The organism is Micromonospora sp. NPDC048063 (assembly GCF_043202855.1).
Classification (GTDB): Bacteria; Actinomycetota; Actinomycetes; order Mycobacteriales; family Micromonosporaceae; genus Micromonospora.
Window position 1 is genome coordinate 433,757 of the sequence record NZ_JBIDBG010000004.1, and the last position, 14,610, is coordinate 448,366.

A 14,610-nucleotide genomic window follows, 5' to 3' on the forward strand; every position below is an offset into this window, starting at 1 on the left:
TGCCGAGAAGAGAGCTGGGAGGAGAGCCGTTGCGCTCCTACACGGACGTCATGTCCATCCGCAACAACGTGCCGTCGGACATCGGGCCGGCCCGGCTCGGCGTTCGGTGGATCAACGAGGGTCCTCCGGTCCGGTGCGAAATCGCCGTCATGCCCCACTGGAGCGAGGAATCCCCCCACTACGAGGTCGCTCTCGGCGAGACCTTCCCGGTGGGCGACGAGACCTGGCGCTTCGCGGACGTCGACATGAAGAGCGCGGACGAGTGGCGGGTGATCGTCCGTCGGGTCGACGAGAACGAGGTGATGACGCCACCAACCGGCCACGTCTGGAAGTCCGCCCGGCTGCGGCCCTACGGTCAGCTCGACGAAGCGCAGCTACAAGCAGTGGAGGTCGAACTCGGCATCTCGTTGCCGCCGAGCTACCGCGACTGGCTGCGTGACAACAACGGGGCACAGCCCGAGGTCGAGCACCACGTCCCCGGCCTGCCCTTCAGCATGTTGCCGGAACGTCCCCTGCTCGGCGTTCACCCCCAGTACCCGCCGTTCGACCTGGTGCACGCTCAGCGCGTACACCGGGATCCCTGGCTGTCGCCGACCTGGCTGGTCATCGCGAACCTCTCCGGCGGTCTGCTGGTGCTCTCGCTGCGGCCGCGCGACATGGCGGAGGAGGGCGTGTACTTCCTGCCGGAGTCCGGCCTGGGCGGGGCGATCGGTCCTGAGGGTGCCGCCGGGCGCGAGCGGCACCTGGTTCCGGTGGCCCGCTCGTTCGGGCACTTCCTTGGCAAGCTGACTCCGATCGACCTGTCCGACCTGCCGCCGGCGCAGATCATCCGGCCCGGCGAGCCCGGCCACTCCCAGCATGACGACCAGCCGTGGTGGGCCACGCGACCTGAGGATCAGCAGCGATGACGACGACACACACCGCGCAGGCCCTGCTGCTGCCGGTCGGGCAGTTCTTCGGCACCTTCCACCCGGTGGCCGGTTCGACCGAGCGCTACCACCGGGTCCGCCTCGGCGACGAGGTGTGGGAGCTGGACGACCAGCGCTTCACCCTGTGGGCGCTGGCGCACGGCGCCGGCGACCAACCGGCCGAGCAGCCCTGGACCCTGCCCGCGGTACGCGACGCGGCCGCCGCGCAACTGCCCGGTGTCGACAGCGCCCCGCTGCTGCACGGGCTGCTGGCTGAAGGGCTCGCCGTCGAGGTCGCCCCTGATGCCGGCGAGGCGGTGGAGTTCGCTCGTCGGCACCGGGTCGGCGCCCGGATGCTCGGGCTGGGCAACAGCGCCGAAAAGCCCTGGCTCTGGTCGATCGGCTTCTACGAGCACCCGGTGGTGAGCGTCACCCGCACCGTCTACGACCTCTGGGAACGGTGCCCGTCCGGGGAGAGCCTCTGGACGATGTGCCGGGCCCTCGCCGACGAGGAGCGGGAGGCCGGCGGCACCGACCCGGACCTGGTCGACCCGGAACGGCTGCTCACCGCGTTCCTCCGTACCGCCCACCTGCTGCTCGCGGCCAGCGTCGTCTACCTGGAGCCGCTGCCGTGACCGATACGACGAGGGACCCCGCGATGGCCGATCCGCTGATCCTGCCGGTAGGGCGCTACACCGGGGAGTTCCACCCGGCCGTGGGCGCTCCGGTGAAGTACTACTCGCTGGGCATCGGCCGTCTCTCGGTGACCCTGGAGGACCCGCAGGCCTTCGCGGTCTGGGCCGCGGCGCACCGCCCGGTGGACCGGCCCGACGCCACCTGGGACCGGGCCGCCGTGACCGATGCCGCCAGGCAGCTCGGCGTGGCCGACCCGGACCGCATCGTCGCGGAGTTCCTGGAGGACGGCCTGCTGGTGGAGATCACGCCGGACGCGCCGGACGTGGAGGACTTCGCCCGCGCGCACCGGGTGCTCCCACTCATGGTGTCGCTGGGCAACACCCCCGACGACCCGCTGCGCTACGGCATCGGCCTCTTCGGCACCGCGCCGGTCTTGCGGCTGCCGGCGTTGGCGCACGACGTGTGGCAGTGGAGCAGCGTGGGCGCCAGCCTCTGGGACGTCTGTCAGGTCTTCGCCGACGCCGGCGCGCGGGCCGAGGTAGTGGACACCCGCGAGCACGACCCCCGGCACGTGCTGCGCGAGTTCCTGGCCGCCCTCCCCCTGCTGGTCGGCGCGAACGCCGCCTGTCTCGACGAGGCCCGCCGGTGAGGATCGCCGCACCCGGGACCTGGCGGGCCTGAGAACCGACCGCACTGGACGGCATCGCTGCCGGAAGGGCTCGGCGTGACGCGGCCGGCATCCCGGCCGCGGGTCGCGCCGGTGCCGTGGGGGTTGTCGAGGACGACGCGGCGTTCGCTCAGACGGCCTGCGGCAGCATCCCGGCGTACGTGTCGCGGACCGCGGCCAGCCGGCCGCGCCGGAAGCGGCCCGGCTCCCGCCGGCGCAGGTCGCGTCCCCACTCGCTGGTGCAGGCTGCGGCGGGCACCACGTCCTCGCCGGGCGGGATGAACTTGAGCACCTCGTCCAGCGCCGCGACGGCCCGGATCAGCGTGGCCCGGGCCCGCTGCCCCGCGTCCCCGTCCGCCGGCACCGACCTGGCGTACGTGTCGGCCACTCGGAGCCACTCGCCGGGATCGAGCAGCTGCGACGGCTCGTCCCCGCCGTAGCGGAAGCCACCGGCAGGGGCCACGGCGGGCTCGGCCGGCAGCCGGAAGGTGAATTCGCGCGGCTGGCCGCAGGTGGGGCAGGCACCGGTGTAGCGGGCGGCCAAGTCGCCGTCCTCGAGCGCCACGACCGCGCTCTGCCGGGCGAACCGCGTCTCCCCGCAGGAGCAGGGCCGCAGGTCCATGTAGAGGTGCGCCTCCGCGCTCGTACGGCTGGGGGGCAGGATCATGCGCTCCACCGTACCGATCCTCCGCCCTCCCCGGCGCTCCGGTGCCGCCGACGCGAGCCGACGCGGCGGATCGGTCGTACCGTCGCTCAGGCCGGCGCGGCCACGGCCCGGCGGCACCGCTCCGCTCTCCGTCGCACCGGGCTGTACGCGCTGGTCAGGCGGCAGCAGGCCACCACCGCGACCGGGCCGCGACACCAGGACCGCCAGTGAGCCCGTGACCGTACGCCCCGAGGCCGGGACGCACGGGCGCCCACAGCACCGGGCGGGTCACGCCGGCTGAGCACTCGCCCCCGCTGACGAGCGGCGTCGCCATCCGGCTGCCGGACGAAGACCGCTGCGCCCTCAGACCACAGTTTCTGAGCGGGCGGGACAGAGCCGGCCCGCCGTCCCGGGCGCGGTACCCGCGCCGTCCGCTCTGGAGTAGCCGCGGTCCTGCCCGGCACCACCGTCGTCGGACCGGAGCCGCGTCGGCGATTGCGTCAGTTCCACGCCTTGGCGTTGCTCATCTCGGTGCTGACGTGGTTCTCACGCGCAGCACTGGTCCGGCGTCGGTCGCCCCACGCGGTCGGATCAGGACCGTGACCGGGACTTGTCCCGCAACATCCACGGTGTCAGGGCAAGCATCCCGGCCAGCAGCGCGGCCGGGATCCAGTTCGCCGGCTCGTCCAACCCGGCGACGACGAAAACCGGCAGCATCAGCCCGGCCCCGGCCAGGACGAGCACGTGGAACGCCCGCTTCAGCGCGACCGAGGGGCGGAGCCGCTCGTACATGCCGAGCAGGAGGCCCACCGTCACCGCCAGGAGTGACGCCACGAAGAGCCACGACATCCACATCATCAGCGCAACCTAACGTCACTTGTTTCCGGTGGCTTCCGGTAGAACTGCAAGCCCGCACCCAGTCAATCATGATGTCGGTGATCTGCGGGTCGGCCCCGGCCGCGGCCCGGCCCGGCCGCGAGTCCGAGAGGAAGGCGAACGTGCTGTTGCCGCGGGCCGGGACAGCGGGAAAGACAGCCGCCGCCGCTCCCGCCGGACGGGACAGCGTCCACTCCGGACAACGTGGTGGCGGTCACCCGGTCCGATGCCGCCGCCGCGCTGCGCCGGCCGCGCACGGGCGATAGGTTGGACGGGTGCCGTCCGTAGCGTCCACCGACCCGTTCTGGTCGGCCACGCTGCGTTTACTGCGCGAGCTGACCCGACTGGCCGTCGCCGCGCTGGTGCTCGCCGTCGGCCTCGGCGGCGTGACCACCGCACCGGCACCGTCTGTCCCCACCCTCGGCCCGGCCGCGAGCGCACCCGTCGCCGCGGGCGCACCCGTCGCCGCGGGCGCACCCGTCGCCGCGAACGCACCGGTCGCCGCGAACGCGCCGGTCGACCGGCCGCTGCCGCGCCGGGAGCCTGCTGCCGAGCGGACGGTCGACGCGGCCACCCCGCCGGCCGTCCGCCGGGCCGAGAACCCGGTCGCGTCGATCGTCCGCCTAGACGTGCCGACCCGCGACCCCGGTCGGGGCGTCCCCACCCGGCGCGGTCCGCCGACCGCCTGACCCGTCGGCCACGTCCCGAGGCGATCGGCCGCTGCGGCGGACCTCCTCCCGCCGCACGAGGCCATCCGACCGGGCCGCCTTTCGGCACTCCGGCCGCCACGGCTCCGGCCCGCCTACCGCGTGGGGCGGCACGCCGCCCCGGCCGTACCCGCCTCGGCACCGGTCCCGCCCGTTCCCGGCCCGCCCGAGACGACCACCTGCCGCGGTACGCCGCAAGCGTCCACGATGCCCACCCGCCCGTCCGCCGGGCACGACCAACGTCGATTTCCGCCGATCGACCGCGAGGTGCTGACCATGCAAACCGTGCTCTCCTCCGTCCTGCTCGATGTGCCGCGGGCCGCCGTGATCTGGCTGAGCCTGCTCGGCGTCGTCGCCGTCACCGTCGCCGGCCTGTTGCTGCGGCCGGGCCGGCTCCGCTTCGACGCGGGGGTCCTGATCCGCCGCGCGGCGATGCCTAGCGAGCTGGAACGGGCCGAGGAGCAGCGCGAACGGTCCCGGTACGCGGAGGAGGTCGCGGTGGCCGCGGAGCGGGCCGCCGCCACCGCCGCCCGCCTGCGGTCAGAGTGGCTGACCGCGCAGGAGGCGGTCGAGACGGCCTGGCAGGCGTACGAGGCCGCCGAGGCGGACGTCCGACGGCTGGCGAACGCCGAGGCGATGCCCCTGCCGCGTACCGGCCGGACCCCCGCCGAGTACGCCGAGCGCGAGCGCTTCCTGCACCGGGCCGCGCTGGACGCGTACTGGCGCAAGGAGCTGTCGGTGGAGCAGCTCAGCGACGTCTTCGCGCACCGCAACGGATGGGACCCGCGGCTGCACCCGGTCGAGCAGGAGCTGGTGCTGCGCCGGGCGGTACGGGACAACCTGTTCGCCCGGCAGCAGGCCGCCCGGGAGCGGGAGCAGGCCGCCTGGCGCGCCGCCGAACTCGCCGCCGAGTCGGCGCGCAGCCTGCGGGACGAGGCGTTCGCCGCGGTCAACCACCAGCCCGAGGAGGCGCCGTCCCTGCTGCCGCTGATCGAGGGGCCGGTGGAGCAGACCCGGGAACTTCCAGCGGTGTCCGGCCGGGAGGTTCCGCCGGTGGCCCGGGGTCGGGCGGCCGTCGCCGCGTACTGACCGGCACGACCGGGTGGCCGTCGCCGCGTACCGACCGGCCGGCCGACGGATTCGGGCGGAGCTGGCCCGGCTGGGCTAGCGTGGCCGTATGTCCAGGGAGGCGTGGGTCCTCGTCGGTGTCGTGGCGGTCGTCACGCTGGTCGGCGCGGTGCTGCTGGCCGTTCGCGTGATCCGCACCCGCCGGCTGCTCGGCACGCTCGGGGTGAAGGGCAAGGTCGCTTTCTACGGGGCGCTGCTCTACACCGTGCTCCCGATCGACGTGCTGCCCGACCCGATCTACCTCGACGACATGGCCGTGCTGACCGGCGCGCTGATCTACCTCGGTCGGCTGGTCCGGCACCGTCGCGCCGGCAGTCCCCCGCTGCCCGGCCGACCGGTCACCCCGCCGGAACCGGACCGGAACCGCCGCCGCGTTCCCTGACCGGCACGCTGACCGCGAGACAGAGGACGGACATGCCCGACCACCGGTTGGCACCGCAGGACGAGCGGGTCGCCGCGTTCTGCCGGGAACGGCACCTGGCCACGTTCACCACTTTGCGGGCCGACGGCACCCCGCACGTCGTGCCGGTGGGCGTCACCGTCGACGCCGCGGCGGGCCTGGCCCGGGTGATCACCAGCGGCACGTCCCGCAAGGCCCGACACGTCGCCGCAGCCGGCCCCGTGGGCGCCCCGGTGGCCGTCTGCCACGTCGACGGGCGGCGGTGGCTCACCATCGAGGGGCGGGCGGTCGTCCGCTCCGACCGGGCCGCCGTGGCCGAGGCCGAGCGCCGGTACGCCGAGCGGTACCGGACACCGCGCCCCAATCCCGACCGGGTCGTCATCGAGATCACCGTGACGCGCCTGCTGGGAAGTCTGTGACGGTCTGACCGGTTCGCCGCCGGCTCGCCCGGCCTGCCGACGTCGGCTGCGGTAGACGGCCGAACACCGCCGTCCGGGCACCGCCGGCACGAGCCCGAGGAGCCCGTCGCACGTCGTGTGACGAGCCGCATCCGTACGCCGGAATCCTGCTGCCCCTGGCGCCGTTGCATCCCATCGTGCCGCCGGACCCCCGGCCCCTGCCCCGGAATGCCCCGTGGAGCAGGGCCGTTGGATCCCTGGTACGCCCGGCCACGGACGCGCTCCGGGCCGTCGAATCCCTCCAGGCGAGCGCCTGTCCCGGTGCTTGCGCCTCCGGCTCCCGGAGGCGTCAACCCCCGATTGGAGCCCGACCATGAAGCCGATCATCCACAAGAGCGGTCTCTCCGTCGCCGGCCTGCTGGTGGCGGGCGGTTGCATCGCCGGACCCGCGATGGCCGCCCAGGCCGCGCCGGTGACCACCGCCCCGGTCGCCTCGGTGCACACCGACAAGGGCGGGCGGGCCGACAAGGCCGACAAGAACGGCCGCCCCGACAAGCGGGCCGAGCGCACCGTGGGCATCGAGTACCAGGCGCAGCCCAACTTCTACTACTGCGGCCCGGCCGCGACGCGGATGGCCCTGTCCGCGCAGGGCAAGATCCTCTCGCAGGACGAGGTCGCGAAGCTGCTGGGCACCACGGAGGCCGGGACCGACTCGGCCCTGGACACCACGCGGGTGCTCAACGAGCTGACCGGCGGCCGGTACCGGACCACGGAGATTTCGGGCCCGGTGGCCAAGCCGGAGCAGGTCGACAAGCTGCGGGCCGACGTGGTCGCCGCCCTGGACGAGGGCCGGCCGGTGGTGGCCAACGTCAAGGGCACCGCGGTCGACACCGACGGCCACCCGCAGTCGTACGAGGGCGGGCACTACCTGACCCTGGTGGGCTACCGGGACGGCGGTGACCTGATCCGGATCGCCGACCCGGCCTCTCCCGAGGGCGAGTACTGGATGACCCTGGAGAAGGTCGCCAACTGGATCGCCGAGCGCGGCTACTCGTCCTGATCCGACGCACCGGCGAGGGCCGGTCTCCCCGCCCGGGGGGACCGGCCCTCGGCATGCCCGGTGAAAACCGATCGCCCTGGCCCCGGGCCGGCGGCAGGATCGGCCCGGTGAGGATGCATGCCGACCAGGTCGACGTCACCGCGGACGTCGTCACCGCCCTCGTCGCCGACCAGTTCCCCCGCTGGCGTGGGCTCCCGGTGCGCCCGGTCACCTCGTACGGCACCGTGAACGCGCTGTTCCGCCTCGGCGAGGACATCGTGCTGCGCTTCCCGCTGCAACCCGGCGTCGACCCGGAACTCCGCGAGGACCTGCGGCGCGAGCAGGAGGACGCGCGTCGCCTCGCCCCGCACGTACCGCTGCCGGTTCCCGAGCCGGTGGCCCTCGGCGAGCCGGGCGAGGGCTACCCGGGGCCGTGGACGGCGTACCGCTGGATCCCCGGGGAGACCGCCGGCGACCGGAGCATCGGCGATCCGGTCGAGTTCGCCCGTGACCTCGCCGGGTTCGTCCGCGCGCTGCACGAGGTGGAGACCGGCGGCCGGGCGTGGAACGGGCGCACCCGGGGCGGCCCGCTGCCCGCCCGGGACGAGTACGTCCGTAGCTGCCTGGCCGAGAGCACCCACCTGACCGACACCGCCCGGGTCGCCCGGGTCTGGGCGGAGTGCCGCGACGCGCCCGCGCACGACGGGCCGGACGTGTGGATCCACGCCGACCTGATGCCGGGCAACCTGCTGGTCCGCGGCGGCCGGCTCGCCGCGGTCATCGACCTCGGGGCGGTCTGCGTCGGCGACCCGGCGGTCGACCTCATGCCGGCGTGGAACCTGTTGCCGCCCGGTGCCCGGGAGACCTACCGCCGGGCGCTGGGGACCGATGACGCTACCTGGGCGCGCGGGCGGGGCTGGGCGATCGTCCAGGCCGTCGGCGCCCTCCCCTACTACGTCGACACCAACCCGGTGATGGCCGACACCGCCCGCCGCACCCTGGACGCGGTCCTCGGCTGAAGCCTGGGAGCGGCCCGGACGCGGGCTTGGTGGACCGGCTGCGGGACGCGCTCAGCGGCCGGCCCACGTCGATGGCGGAGCTGCGCGAGAAGCAGCTGACCCCACCCCGCCGATGGTGGCCGCGCCCCGCTCGGGGGTGCGGCCACCGGCGTCTCAGCGGCCGAGCGGATCCGGCGGGCGGTCGAAGAACGTCTCCAGCACCACGATGGTCTGCGTGCCGGTGACGCCCTCGACCTGGAACAGTCGCCGCAGGCTGGCCTGGAGCTGCTCCGGTGACCCCGCCCTGATCTTTACCAGCAGCGAGGCCGGGCCGGCCACCACGTGGGCCTCCTCGACCTCCGGCAGCGCGGCGAGCGCCTCGTGGGTGGGTGGGTCCCCCATCCAGGCGTTTGCCTCGATCATCACGAAGGCGAGCACGCCGCGGCCCACGGAGACGGGGTCGACGTCCACTGTGGTGCGTCGGATCACCCCCTGCTCGCGCAACTTCCGCACCCGCTCGTGGACGGCCCCGGTCGACAGCCCGACGGCGGCGGCGAGGGCCGTGTAGGGCTGGGCCGCATCCCGTTGCAGCTCCGCCAGCAGCCTCCGGTCGATGTCGTCCACGCGCTCCTCCGATACTTGTTCGGCGATTCACATTATTGCCTGACTGTCGTTCAGTGGTGTTAGCGTACAGCCGAACAGAAGTCAGGAGGGCGTCTCATGGTCGACCGGGTGAAAGCTCACTTCGAGGTCCTCGACGAACGGTTCCGCCGGGTCAACGGCGACGAGTGGGTCGAGCGGCTCCACACCGGGGGCCGCTGGCTGGAGGGGCCGGCGTACTTCCCCGCCGGGCGTTACCTGGTGTTCAGCGACATCCCCAACGACCGGCTGCTGCGCTGGGACGAGACCACCGGAGCGGTCGGCGTGTTCCGGCAGCCGGCGGGCTACGCCAACGGACACACCGTCGACCGGCGCGGGCGGCTGGTGAGCTGCGAGCAGGGCAACCGGCGCGTCACCCGCACGGAGGCGGACGGCACCGACACCGTCATCGCGGAACGATACCGGGGGCAGCGGCTGAACAGCCCCAACGACGTGGTCGAGCACTCCGACGGCTCGATCTGGTTCACGGACCCGAGCTTCGGCATCGACAGCGACTACGAGGGCCACCGGGCCGAGAGCGAGATCGGCGGCAACCACGTCTACCGGGTCGACCCGCACGACGGCGAGGTGCGCCTGGTCGCCGACGACTTCGGCCAGCCGAACGGGCTCGCGTTCGACGCCGACGAGTCGACGCTCTACGTGGCGGACACCCGGCACCGGCACCTGCGACGCTTCGGCGTCGGCGCGAACGGCAGCCTGCACGGGGGTGAGGTCTTCGCCGAGTGTGACGCGGGCACCTTCGACGGGGTACGCCTCGACGCGGCCGGCCGGATCTGGGCTGCCGCGTACGACGGGCTGCACTGCTTCGACCCGGACGGCACGCTGCTGGGCAAGCTGCGCCTGCCCGAGGTGGTCGCCAACTTCACGTTCGGCGGGCCGAAACGCAACCACCTCTTCGTCTGCGCGTCCAGCTCGCTCTACGCGCTCCGCGTCAACATCAACGGGGTTCGCCACCCCGGATACTGACCACGGGCGTGCCGGCGGCTCGTCCCGCCGGCACGCCCGCCGGACGCACGGCTCCGGCACGTGCACGCGGCTCGCGGCTCCGGCACGCGCACGCGGCTCACGGATCCGGCGCGATCCGGCGCAGGCTGTCCACCTCGGACACGATGACCGCCTCCATGGGGCACGAATCCGCGGCGTCCACCAGCGCGTCGTCGGGCGCCACCCGCTCGGTCAGTGGGCGGGACAGCCCGTCCACCAGCACGAAGTGCCCGGGCGCGGTGCCCGCGCAGATCCCCGACCCGATGCACCGGGCCCGGTCCACGTGCACGCGCCACTGCTCGTCCGACCCGCTCACCGCGTCACCAGCTCACCGGCATGGCCACCAGGCCCCGCACCAGTAGGCCGCTCTTCCAGGTCAGCTCCGACTCGGGCACCGCCAGGCGCAGGCCGGGGGTGCGGGCGATCAGGGTCTCCAGGACGACCTGGAGCTCCATCCGGGCGAGCTGGGCGCCGACGCAGTGGTGCACCCCGTGCCCGAAGCCGAGGTGGGGGTTGGCCTGCCGGGCCAGGTCGAGCCGGTCGGGCTCGGCGAAGACCGTCTCGTCCCGGTTGGCCGACGGAATCGACACCACGACCGGCTCGCCGGCACGCACCAGCACGCCGCCGAGCTCGACGTCCTCGAGGGCGTAGCGGGCGAAGGCCGACGACGCGCCGAGCGGGACGAAGCGCATCAGCTCCTCCACGGCGCCCGGCACCAGCGCCGGCTCGGCCCGCAGCCGTGCCCACTCGGCCGGGTGGGTGAGCAGCACGTACACGAAGTTGGGAATCTGGGTCACGGTCGTCTCGTGCCCGGCGGCGAGCAGCCCGGCGGCCAGCCGCACGACCTCGTCCGCCGCGAGCCGGTCGTCGGCGTCCCGGGCCCGGACCATCGCGCCGAGCAGGTCGTCGGTGGGTTCGCGGTGCCGCCGCGCGATCAGCTCCCCCATGTACGCGAACAGGTTGTCGATGTACTGCTGGGCCTGTTCCGGGCTCAGCGAGGTGGTCGACACGATCGCCTCGGACCAGGTGTGGAAGCGGTCCTGGTCGGCCACGGGCACGCCGAGCAGGTCGCAGATGACCCGGATCGGCAGCGGGGTGGCCAGGTGCTCCACCAGGTCGGCCGGGGGGCCGGCGGCGAGCATGCCGTCGACCAGTTCGTCGGCGACCCTCCTGGTGCGTGGGCGCAGCTCCTCCACCCGCCGGGCGGTGAAGGCCTTCGCCACCAACCGGCGCAGCCGGGTGTGCTCCGGCGGGTCCATGGACAGGATCCCGGAGTCCTGCCGCCGTGGCGAGTTGCGGGGCTCGTCCCGGCCCACCGAGGCGGCCCGGCTGAACCGGGGGTCGCCGAGCACCGTACGCACGTCGGCGTGCCGGGTGGCCAGCCAGGCCGGCTCCCCGAAGGGCATCCGGATCCGGGTGAGCGGTTCGTCCCGGCGCAGCCGGGCGTAGCGCGGGTCGAGGTTGAGCCGGTCGGGGTCGCCGAACGGATAGCGCTGGGGGACGGTCGTCTCGGGTGCCTCGGTCACCGGCTGACTTCCTCTCGTCGCGGCGTCCGCGGGGACGCCGGTCCGGCCGGGGGTGACTCTACGGTGAGTCATGTTCCGACTGCGGATAGTAGCGAGAATGGTCAATGCTTGGCTAGCGGTGACCGTCGATCCGCCGGAAACGACGATCCCGGGCCGCCGACCGCGCGGCGACCCGGGAGCGGACCGAGGAGGTCAGCGGACCTGGTCACCCTCGCCCGTACGGGCCTGGGCCTGGTCGACACCCTTGTCGATCTGGTCGTCGTACTTCCCGCCGGTGCGCTTGTCGGCCATGTCGCCGCCCTTCTCCATGCCCTGGTCGACCTGCTTGTCGTGCTTGTCGGCGAAGTCCTTGGCCTTGTCCATGAAGTCGCTCATCGGGTCCTCCTCGGGTCGGGATTCGATCTCTGCCTTCCCTGGGGCCCCGGGGACAAACGCGACCGGGCAGGCCCTCGCCGACCCGACGGGCCACCGTGGAGCGCCACAGAAGGCCGTGGAGCGGACAGGCCGGCGGGAACGCCACGGGACGCCGACTCGCCCTCCCGGTACCGGGCGCGGCATCCAGGTTGAAAGGGGGCACGGGTGTCGGCAGGACGCTCGCCGGGTACCGACTCGCGGGAGATCGAGGAGGACCGACGTGGTCGCAGACGGTGCCGGGCGGACGCCCGAGGGGACGACGGACCGGGCCGCGGGGCCCCGACAGGCCTGGGCGGCGCTGCCCTGGCCGGTCCGCTCGGCCGTGGTGTGGAGCGCCTGCCTGGTGGTGGTCGTCGCCGGGCTGTACCTGCTGGGAAAGATCGCGGTGCTGCTCGCGCCGCTGGCCATCGCACTGGCGGCCACCGTCTTCCTCACCGCGCTGCTCGACCCGGTGCAGCTCACGCTGCGCCGCCTCCGGCTGCCCGCGTCGCTGGCCGCCCTGCTCACCGTGCTGCTGCTGCTCGGCGTGCTGTTCGGGGTCGGCGCGCTGGTGTGGAACCTGACCGCCAGCCAGTTCAGCGAGCTGAGCCAGGAGCTGAGCCAGGGCCTGCAACGGAGCCGTGAGTTCGTGACCTCCACCCTGCCGGTCAGTGACCAGCAGCTCGACCGGCTGCTCGACCAGGCCCGGCAGGGCCTCGGGCAGGGCTCGGTCGACCCGGTTTCGGGGGCTCGGACGGCCGCCGAGGTGCTCGGCTCGGCGCTGCTCGCGCTCGTGCTGCTGTTCTTCCTGCTCAAGGACGGCCGGTCGATGTGGCACTGGGTGCTGGCCCGGATGACCGGCCCGAACCGGTCGGTGACCGCCGAGGCGGGCCGGGTGGGCTGGCGGACGCTGGGCGCGTACAGCCGGGGCACGATGATGATCGCCGCGATCGACGCGATCGGTATCGGCCTGGCCCTGGTGCTGCTCCGGGTGCCGCTGGCCTTTCCGCTGGCGCTGATCACGTTCTTCGGCGGCTTCATCCCGATCATCGGCGCCACCGTGGCCGGCGCGGTCGCGGTGCTCGTCGCGCTCGCGGCGAAGGGGCCGGTCACCGCGCTGCTGGCCCTGGCCGCCGTGATCGCCGTGCAGCAGATCGAGGGCAACCTGCTGGAGCCGCTCATCATGAAGCGCCAGGTGCGGCTGCACCCGGCGGTGATCCTGGTGGCGGTCACCGCCGGCACCCTGATCGCCGGCATCGCCGGCGCCTTCGTCTCGGTGCCGATCACCGCCGTCGTCTGGCGCGTCATCGACACCGTCCAGCAGCACCGCGAGCGCCCCACCCCGGACGCCAGGGCCACGCCCCCCGCCCCCGCCTGAGCCGGGCCTGCCACGCCGCCGGCCCCGCACGAGCGGGCCTGCCACGCCGCCGGCCACGCACGAGCAGGCCTGCCACGCCGCCGGCCCCCGCCTGAGCGGGGCCTGGCAGGAGGGCGGTGCCCGCCGGCCGGGCCGTCCACGGCCGGCGCCCGCATGAACCGGCCGTCCACCGGGCCGGTGCTCAGGCCGGGCGGGGCACGGCGAGGTGGGCGGTGAACCAGTCGGCGGCGCAGTGGGCGACCTGCTCCAGCTTGCCGGGCTCCTCGAAGAGGTGCGTGGCGCCGGGGATCACCGTCAGCTCGGCGCTCTCCGGCAGCGCCTCCTGCGCCTGCTCGTTGAGGGCGATCACCTGCTCGTCCAGGCCGCCCACCAGCAGCAGCGTGGGCGCGCGCACCTGCCCGAGGGCCGGGCCGGCCAGGTCGGGCCGGCCGCCCCGCGAGACGACCGCGCCGACGAGGTCCGGTCTGGCGGCCGCCGCCACCAGCGCGGCGGCCGCCCCGGTGCTGGCCCCGAAGAGGCCGATCGGCACCCGGCCGAAGGGCCGCTCCGCCGCCAGCCAGTCCACGACCGCCGCGAGCCGGCCGGCGAGCAGTGGGATGTCGAAGCGCAGCTCGGCGGTCCGGGCGTCCACCCGGTCCTCGGCCGGGGTCAGCAGGTCGACCTGCACGGTGCCGAAGGCGTCGCGGTTGAGCACGTGCGCCACAGCGGTGTTGCGCGGGCTGTGCCGGGAACTGCCGCTGCCGTGGGCGAAGAGCACCACGCCGGCCGGCTCGGCCGGGACCAGCAGGTCGGCCGGGAGTTCCGCGTCCCCCGCCGGGATCGTCACCTCGCTGCTGCGCACGTCCATCTCCGCCTCCGTCCCGTACGTCGTCGACCAGGACCGGTCGTCCGACTCACCGGACCACGGCCCCTCCTCCCCGGCGGCTCGCATACCCGCCCGCACGGCCGGCAAGCGGGCCGGCCGCCCCGGTGTTTGCCACCGGGGGCGTCGGGTAGGCGGCAGGTGACCGCAGACCGTACCGGCGCAGGACCGCGCCCCCGACGGATCGCGAGGATCGCCATGGCGCAGCAGCGAGAGTCCCGCCAGCAGACCGCCGACCGGGAACGGCGCGAACAGGACGCCGAACGCGGCCGGGACTGGGCGGACGACGCGGCCCAGGCACGCACGGCCGACGACCCGCGGGCGATGACGCCCCGCGACGCGGCCGGCCGCCCCTCACAGGGCAGGCCGATCTGACCGACGCCGCCGGCCCGCCGAGCGCGGGC

The 14,610-nt window shown here is 74.1% G+C and carries 17 protein-coding genes and 1 pseudogene; 11 read left to right on the plus strand and 7 right to left on the minus strand.

What is annotated here, in order from left to right; genetic code table 11:
• Positions 1–50: 50 nt before the first annotated feature.
• Together ACGFZ2_RS13775 and ACGFZ2_RS13780 are read left to right on the plus strand one after the other, a co-directional pair.
• Positions 51–1,543: pseudogene (locus tag ACGFZ2_RS13775) on the plus strand (DUF6406 domain-containing protein).
• Positions 1,544–1,566: 23 nt separating this feature from the next.
• Complete coding sequence (locus tag ACGFZ2_RS13780; protein WP_393257923.1) at positions 1,567–2,193, plus strand: hypothetical protein; 627 nt, start codon at positions 1,567–1,569, stop codon at positions 2,191–2,193.
• Positions 2,194–2,341: 148 nt separating this feature from the next.
• Here ACGFZ2_RS13780 and ACGFZ2_RS13785 read toward each other — a convergent pair whose 3' ends face one another.
• Positions 2,342–2,878 (minus strand): hypothetical protein, encoded by a 537-nt coding sequence (locus ACGFZ2_RS13785; RefSeq protein ID WP_393453246.1) that lies wholly within the window; start codon positions 2,876–2,878, stop codon positions 2,342–2,344.
• Between the two features lie 570 nt (positions 2,879–3,448).
• A complete protein-coding gene (locus ACGFZ2_RS13790) occupies positions 3,449–3,715 on the minus strand; it encodes a hypothetical protein (RefSeq protein ID WP_393453249.1) in 267 nt (88 codons plus the stop codon).
• Positions 3,716–4,008: 293 nt separating this feature from the next.
• On the opposite strand from ACGFZ2_RS13790, the gene ACGFZ2_RS13795 reads away from it, so the two are divergent.
• The 6 genes from ACGFZ2_RS13795 to ACGFZ2_RS13820 all read left to right on the plus strand — a co-directional run bounded on the left by ACGFZ2_RS13795 (position 4,009) and on the right by ACGFZ2_RS13820 (position 8,424).
• Positions 4,009–4,422, plus strand: coding sequence for a hypothetical protein (locus ACGFZ2_RS13795; RefSeq protein ID WP_393453252.1), 414 nt, complete (start codon positions 4,009–4,011; stop codon positions 4,420–4,422).
• Between the two features lie 294 nt (positions 4,423–4,716).
• The gene (locus tag ACGFZ2_RS13800) at positions 4,717–5,529 is read left to right on the plus strand and encodes a hypothetical protein (protein WP_393453255.1); all 813 of its coding nucleotides are present in this window, start codon (positions 4,717–4,719) and stop codon (positions 5,527–5,529) included.
• 88 nt (positions 5,530–5,617) lie between these two features.
• Entirely contained in the window at positions 5,618–5,950 is a 333-nt protein-coding gene (locus ACGFZ2_RS13805) for a DUF1232 domain-containing protein (protein WP_393257909.1), read from the plus strand.
• A gap of 32 nt (positions 5,951–5,982) precedes the next feature.
• Positions 5,983–6,387: a pyridoxamine 5'-phosphate oxidase family protein gene (locus ACGFZ2_RS13810; RefSeq protein WP_393257906.1), complete on the plus strand. Its 405-nt coding sequence runs from the start codon at positions 5,983–5,985 to the stop codon at positions 6,385–6,387.
• A gap of 352 nt (positions 6,388–6,739) precedes the next feature.
• Positions 6,740–7,426 (plus strand): C39 family peptidase, encoded by a 687-nt coding sequence (locus ACGFZ2_RS13815; RefSeq protein WP_393257903.1) that lies wholly within the window; start codon positions 6,740–6,742, stop codon positions 7,424–7,426.
• 113 nt (positions 7,427–7,539) lie between these two features.
• Positions 7,540–8,424 (plus strand): aminoglycoside phosphotransferase family protein, encoded by an 885-nt coding sequence (locus ACGFZ2_RS13820; protein WP_393453679.1) that lies wholly within the window; start codon positions 7,540–7,542, stop codon positions 8,422–8,424.
• A gap of 153 nt (positions 8,425–8,577) precedes the next feature.
• Here ACGFZ2_RS13820 and ACGFZ2_RS13825 read toward each other — a convergent pair whose 3' ends face one another.
• Positions 8,578–9,027, minus strand: a complete 450-nt coding sequence (locus tag ACGFZ2_RS13825; protein ID WP_393257900.1) for an Lrp/AsnC family transcriptional regulator — start codon at positions 9,025–9,027, stop codon at positions 8,578–8,580.
• Positions 9,028–9,123: 96 nt separating this feature from the next.
• Between ACGFZ2_RS13825 and ACGFZ2_RS13830 the strand changes: the two genes are divergently transcribed.
• Positions 9,124–10,029, plus strand: a complete 906-nt coding sequence (locus ACGFZ2_RS13830; RefSeq protein WP_393453257.1) for an SMP-30/gluconolactonase/LRE family protein — start codon at positions 9,124–9,126, stop codon at positions 10,027–10,029.
• Between the two features lie 97 nt (positions 10,030–10,126).
• Here ACGFZ2_RS13830 and ACGFZ2_RS13835 read toward each other — a convergent pair whose 3' ends face one another.
• The 3 genes from ACGFZ2_RS13835 to ACGFZ2_RS13845 form a co-directional block, all read right to left on the minus strand.
• A complete protein-coding gene (locus tag ACGFZ2_RS13835; protein ID WP_393257895.1) occupies positions 10,127–10,363 on the minus strand; it encodes a ferredoxin in 237 nt (78 codons plus the stop codon).
• 4 nt (positions 10,364–10,367) lie between these two features.
• A complete protein-coding gene (locus ACGFZ2_RS13840) occupies positions 10,368–11,573 on the minus strand; it encodes a cytochrome P450 (protein ID WP_393257892.1) in 1,206 nt (401 codons plus the stop codon).
• 192 nt (positions 11,574–11,765) lie between these two features.
• Entirely contained in the window at positions 11,766–11,948 is a 183-nt protein-coding gene (locus ACGFZ2_RS13845; protein WP_393257889.1) for an antitoxin, read from the minus strand.
• A 259-nt stretch (positions 11,949–12,207) separates the two neighbouring features.
• Between ACGFZ2_RS13845 and ACGFZ2_RS13850 the strand changes: the two genes are divergently transcribed.
• Positions 12,208–13,344: an AI-2E family transporter gene (locus ACGFZ2_RS13850; protein ID WP_393257887.1), complete on the plus strand. Its 1,137-nt coding sequence runs from the start codon at positions 12,208–12,210 to the stop codon at positions 13,342–13,344.
• Positions 13,345–13,525: 181 nt separating this feature from the next.
• Here the strand turns inward: ACGFZ2_RS13850 and ACGFZ2_RS13855 are convergent, their stop codons facing one another.
• Positions 13,526–14,191, minus strand: a complete 666-nt coding sequence (locus ACGFZ2_RS13855; RefSeq protein ID WP_393257884.1) for a dienelactone hydrolase family protein — start codon at positions 14,189–14,191, stop codon at positions 13,526–13,528.
• 213 nt (positions 14,192–14,404) lie between these two features.
• On the opposite strand from ACGFZ2_RS13855, the gene ACGFZ2_RS13860 reads away from it, so the two are divergent.
• A complete protein-coding gene (locus ACGFZ2_RS13860; RefSeq protein ID WP_393257881.1) occupies positions 14,405–14,581 on the plus strand; it encodes a hypothetical protein in 177 nt (58 codons plus the stop codon).
• Positions 14,582–14,610: the final 29 nt, after the last annotated feature.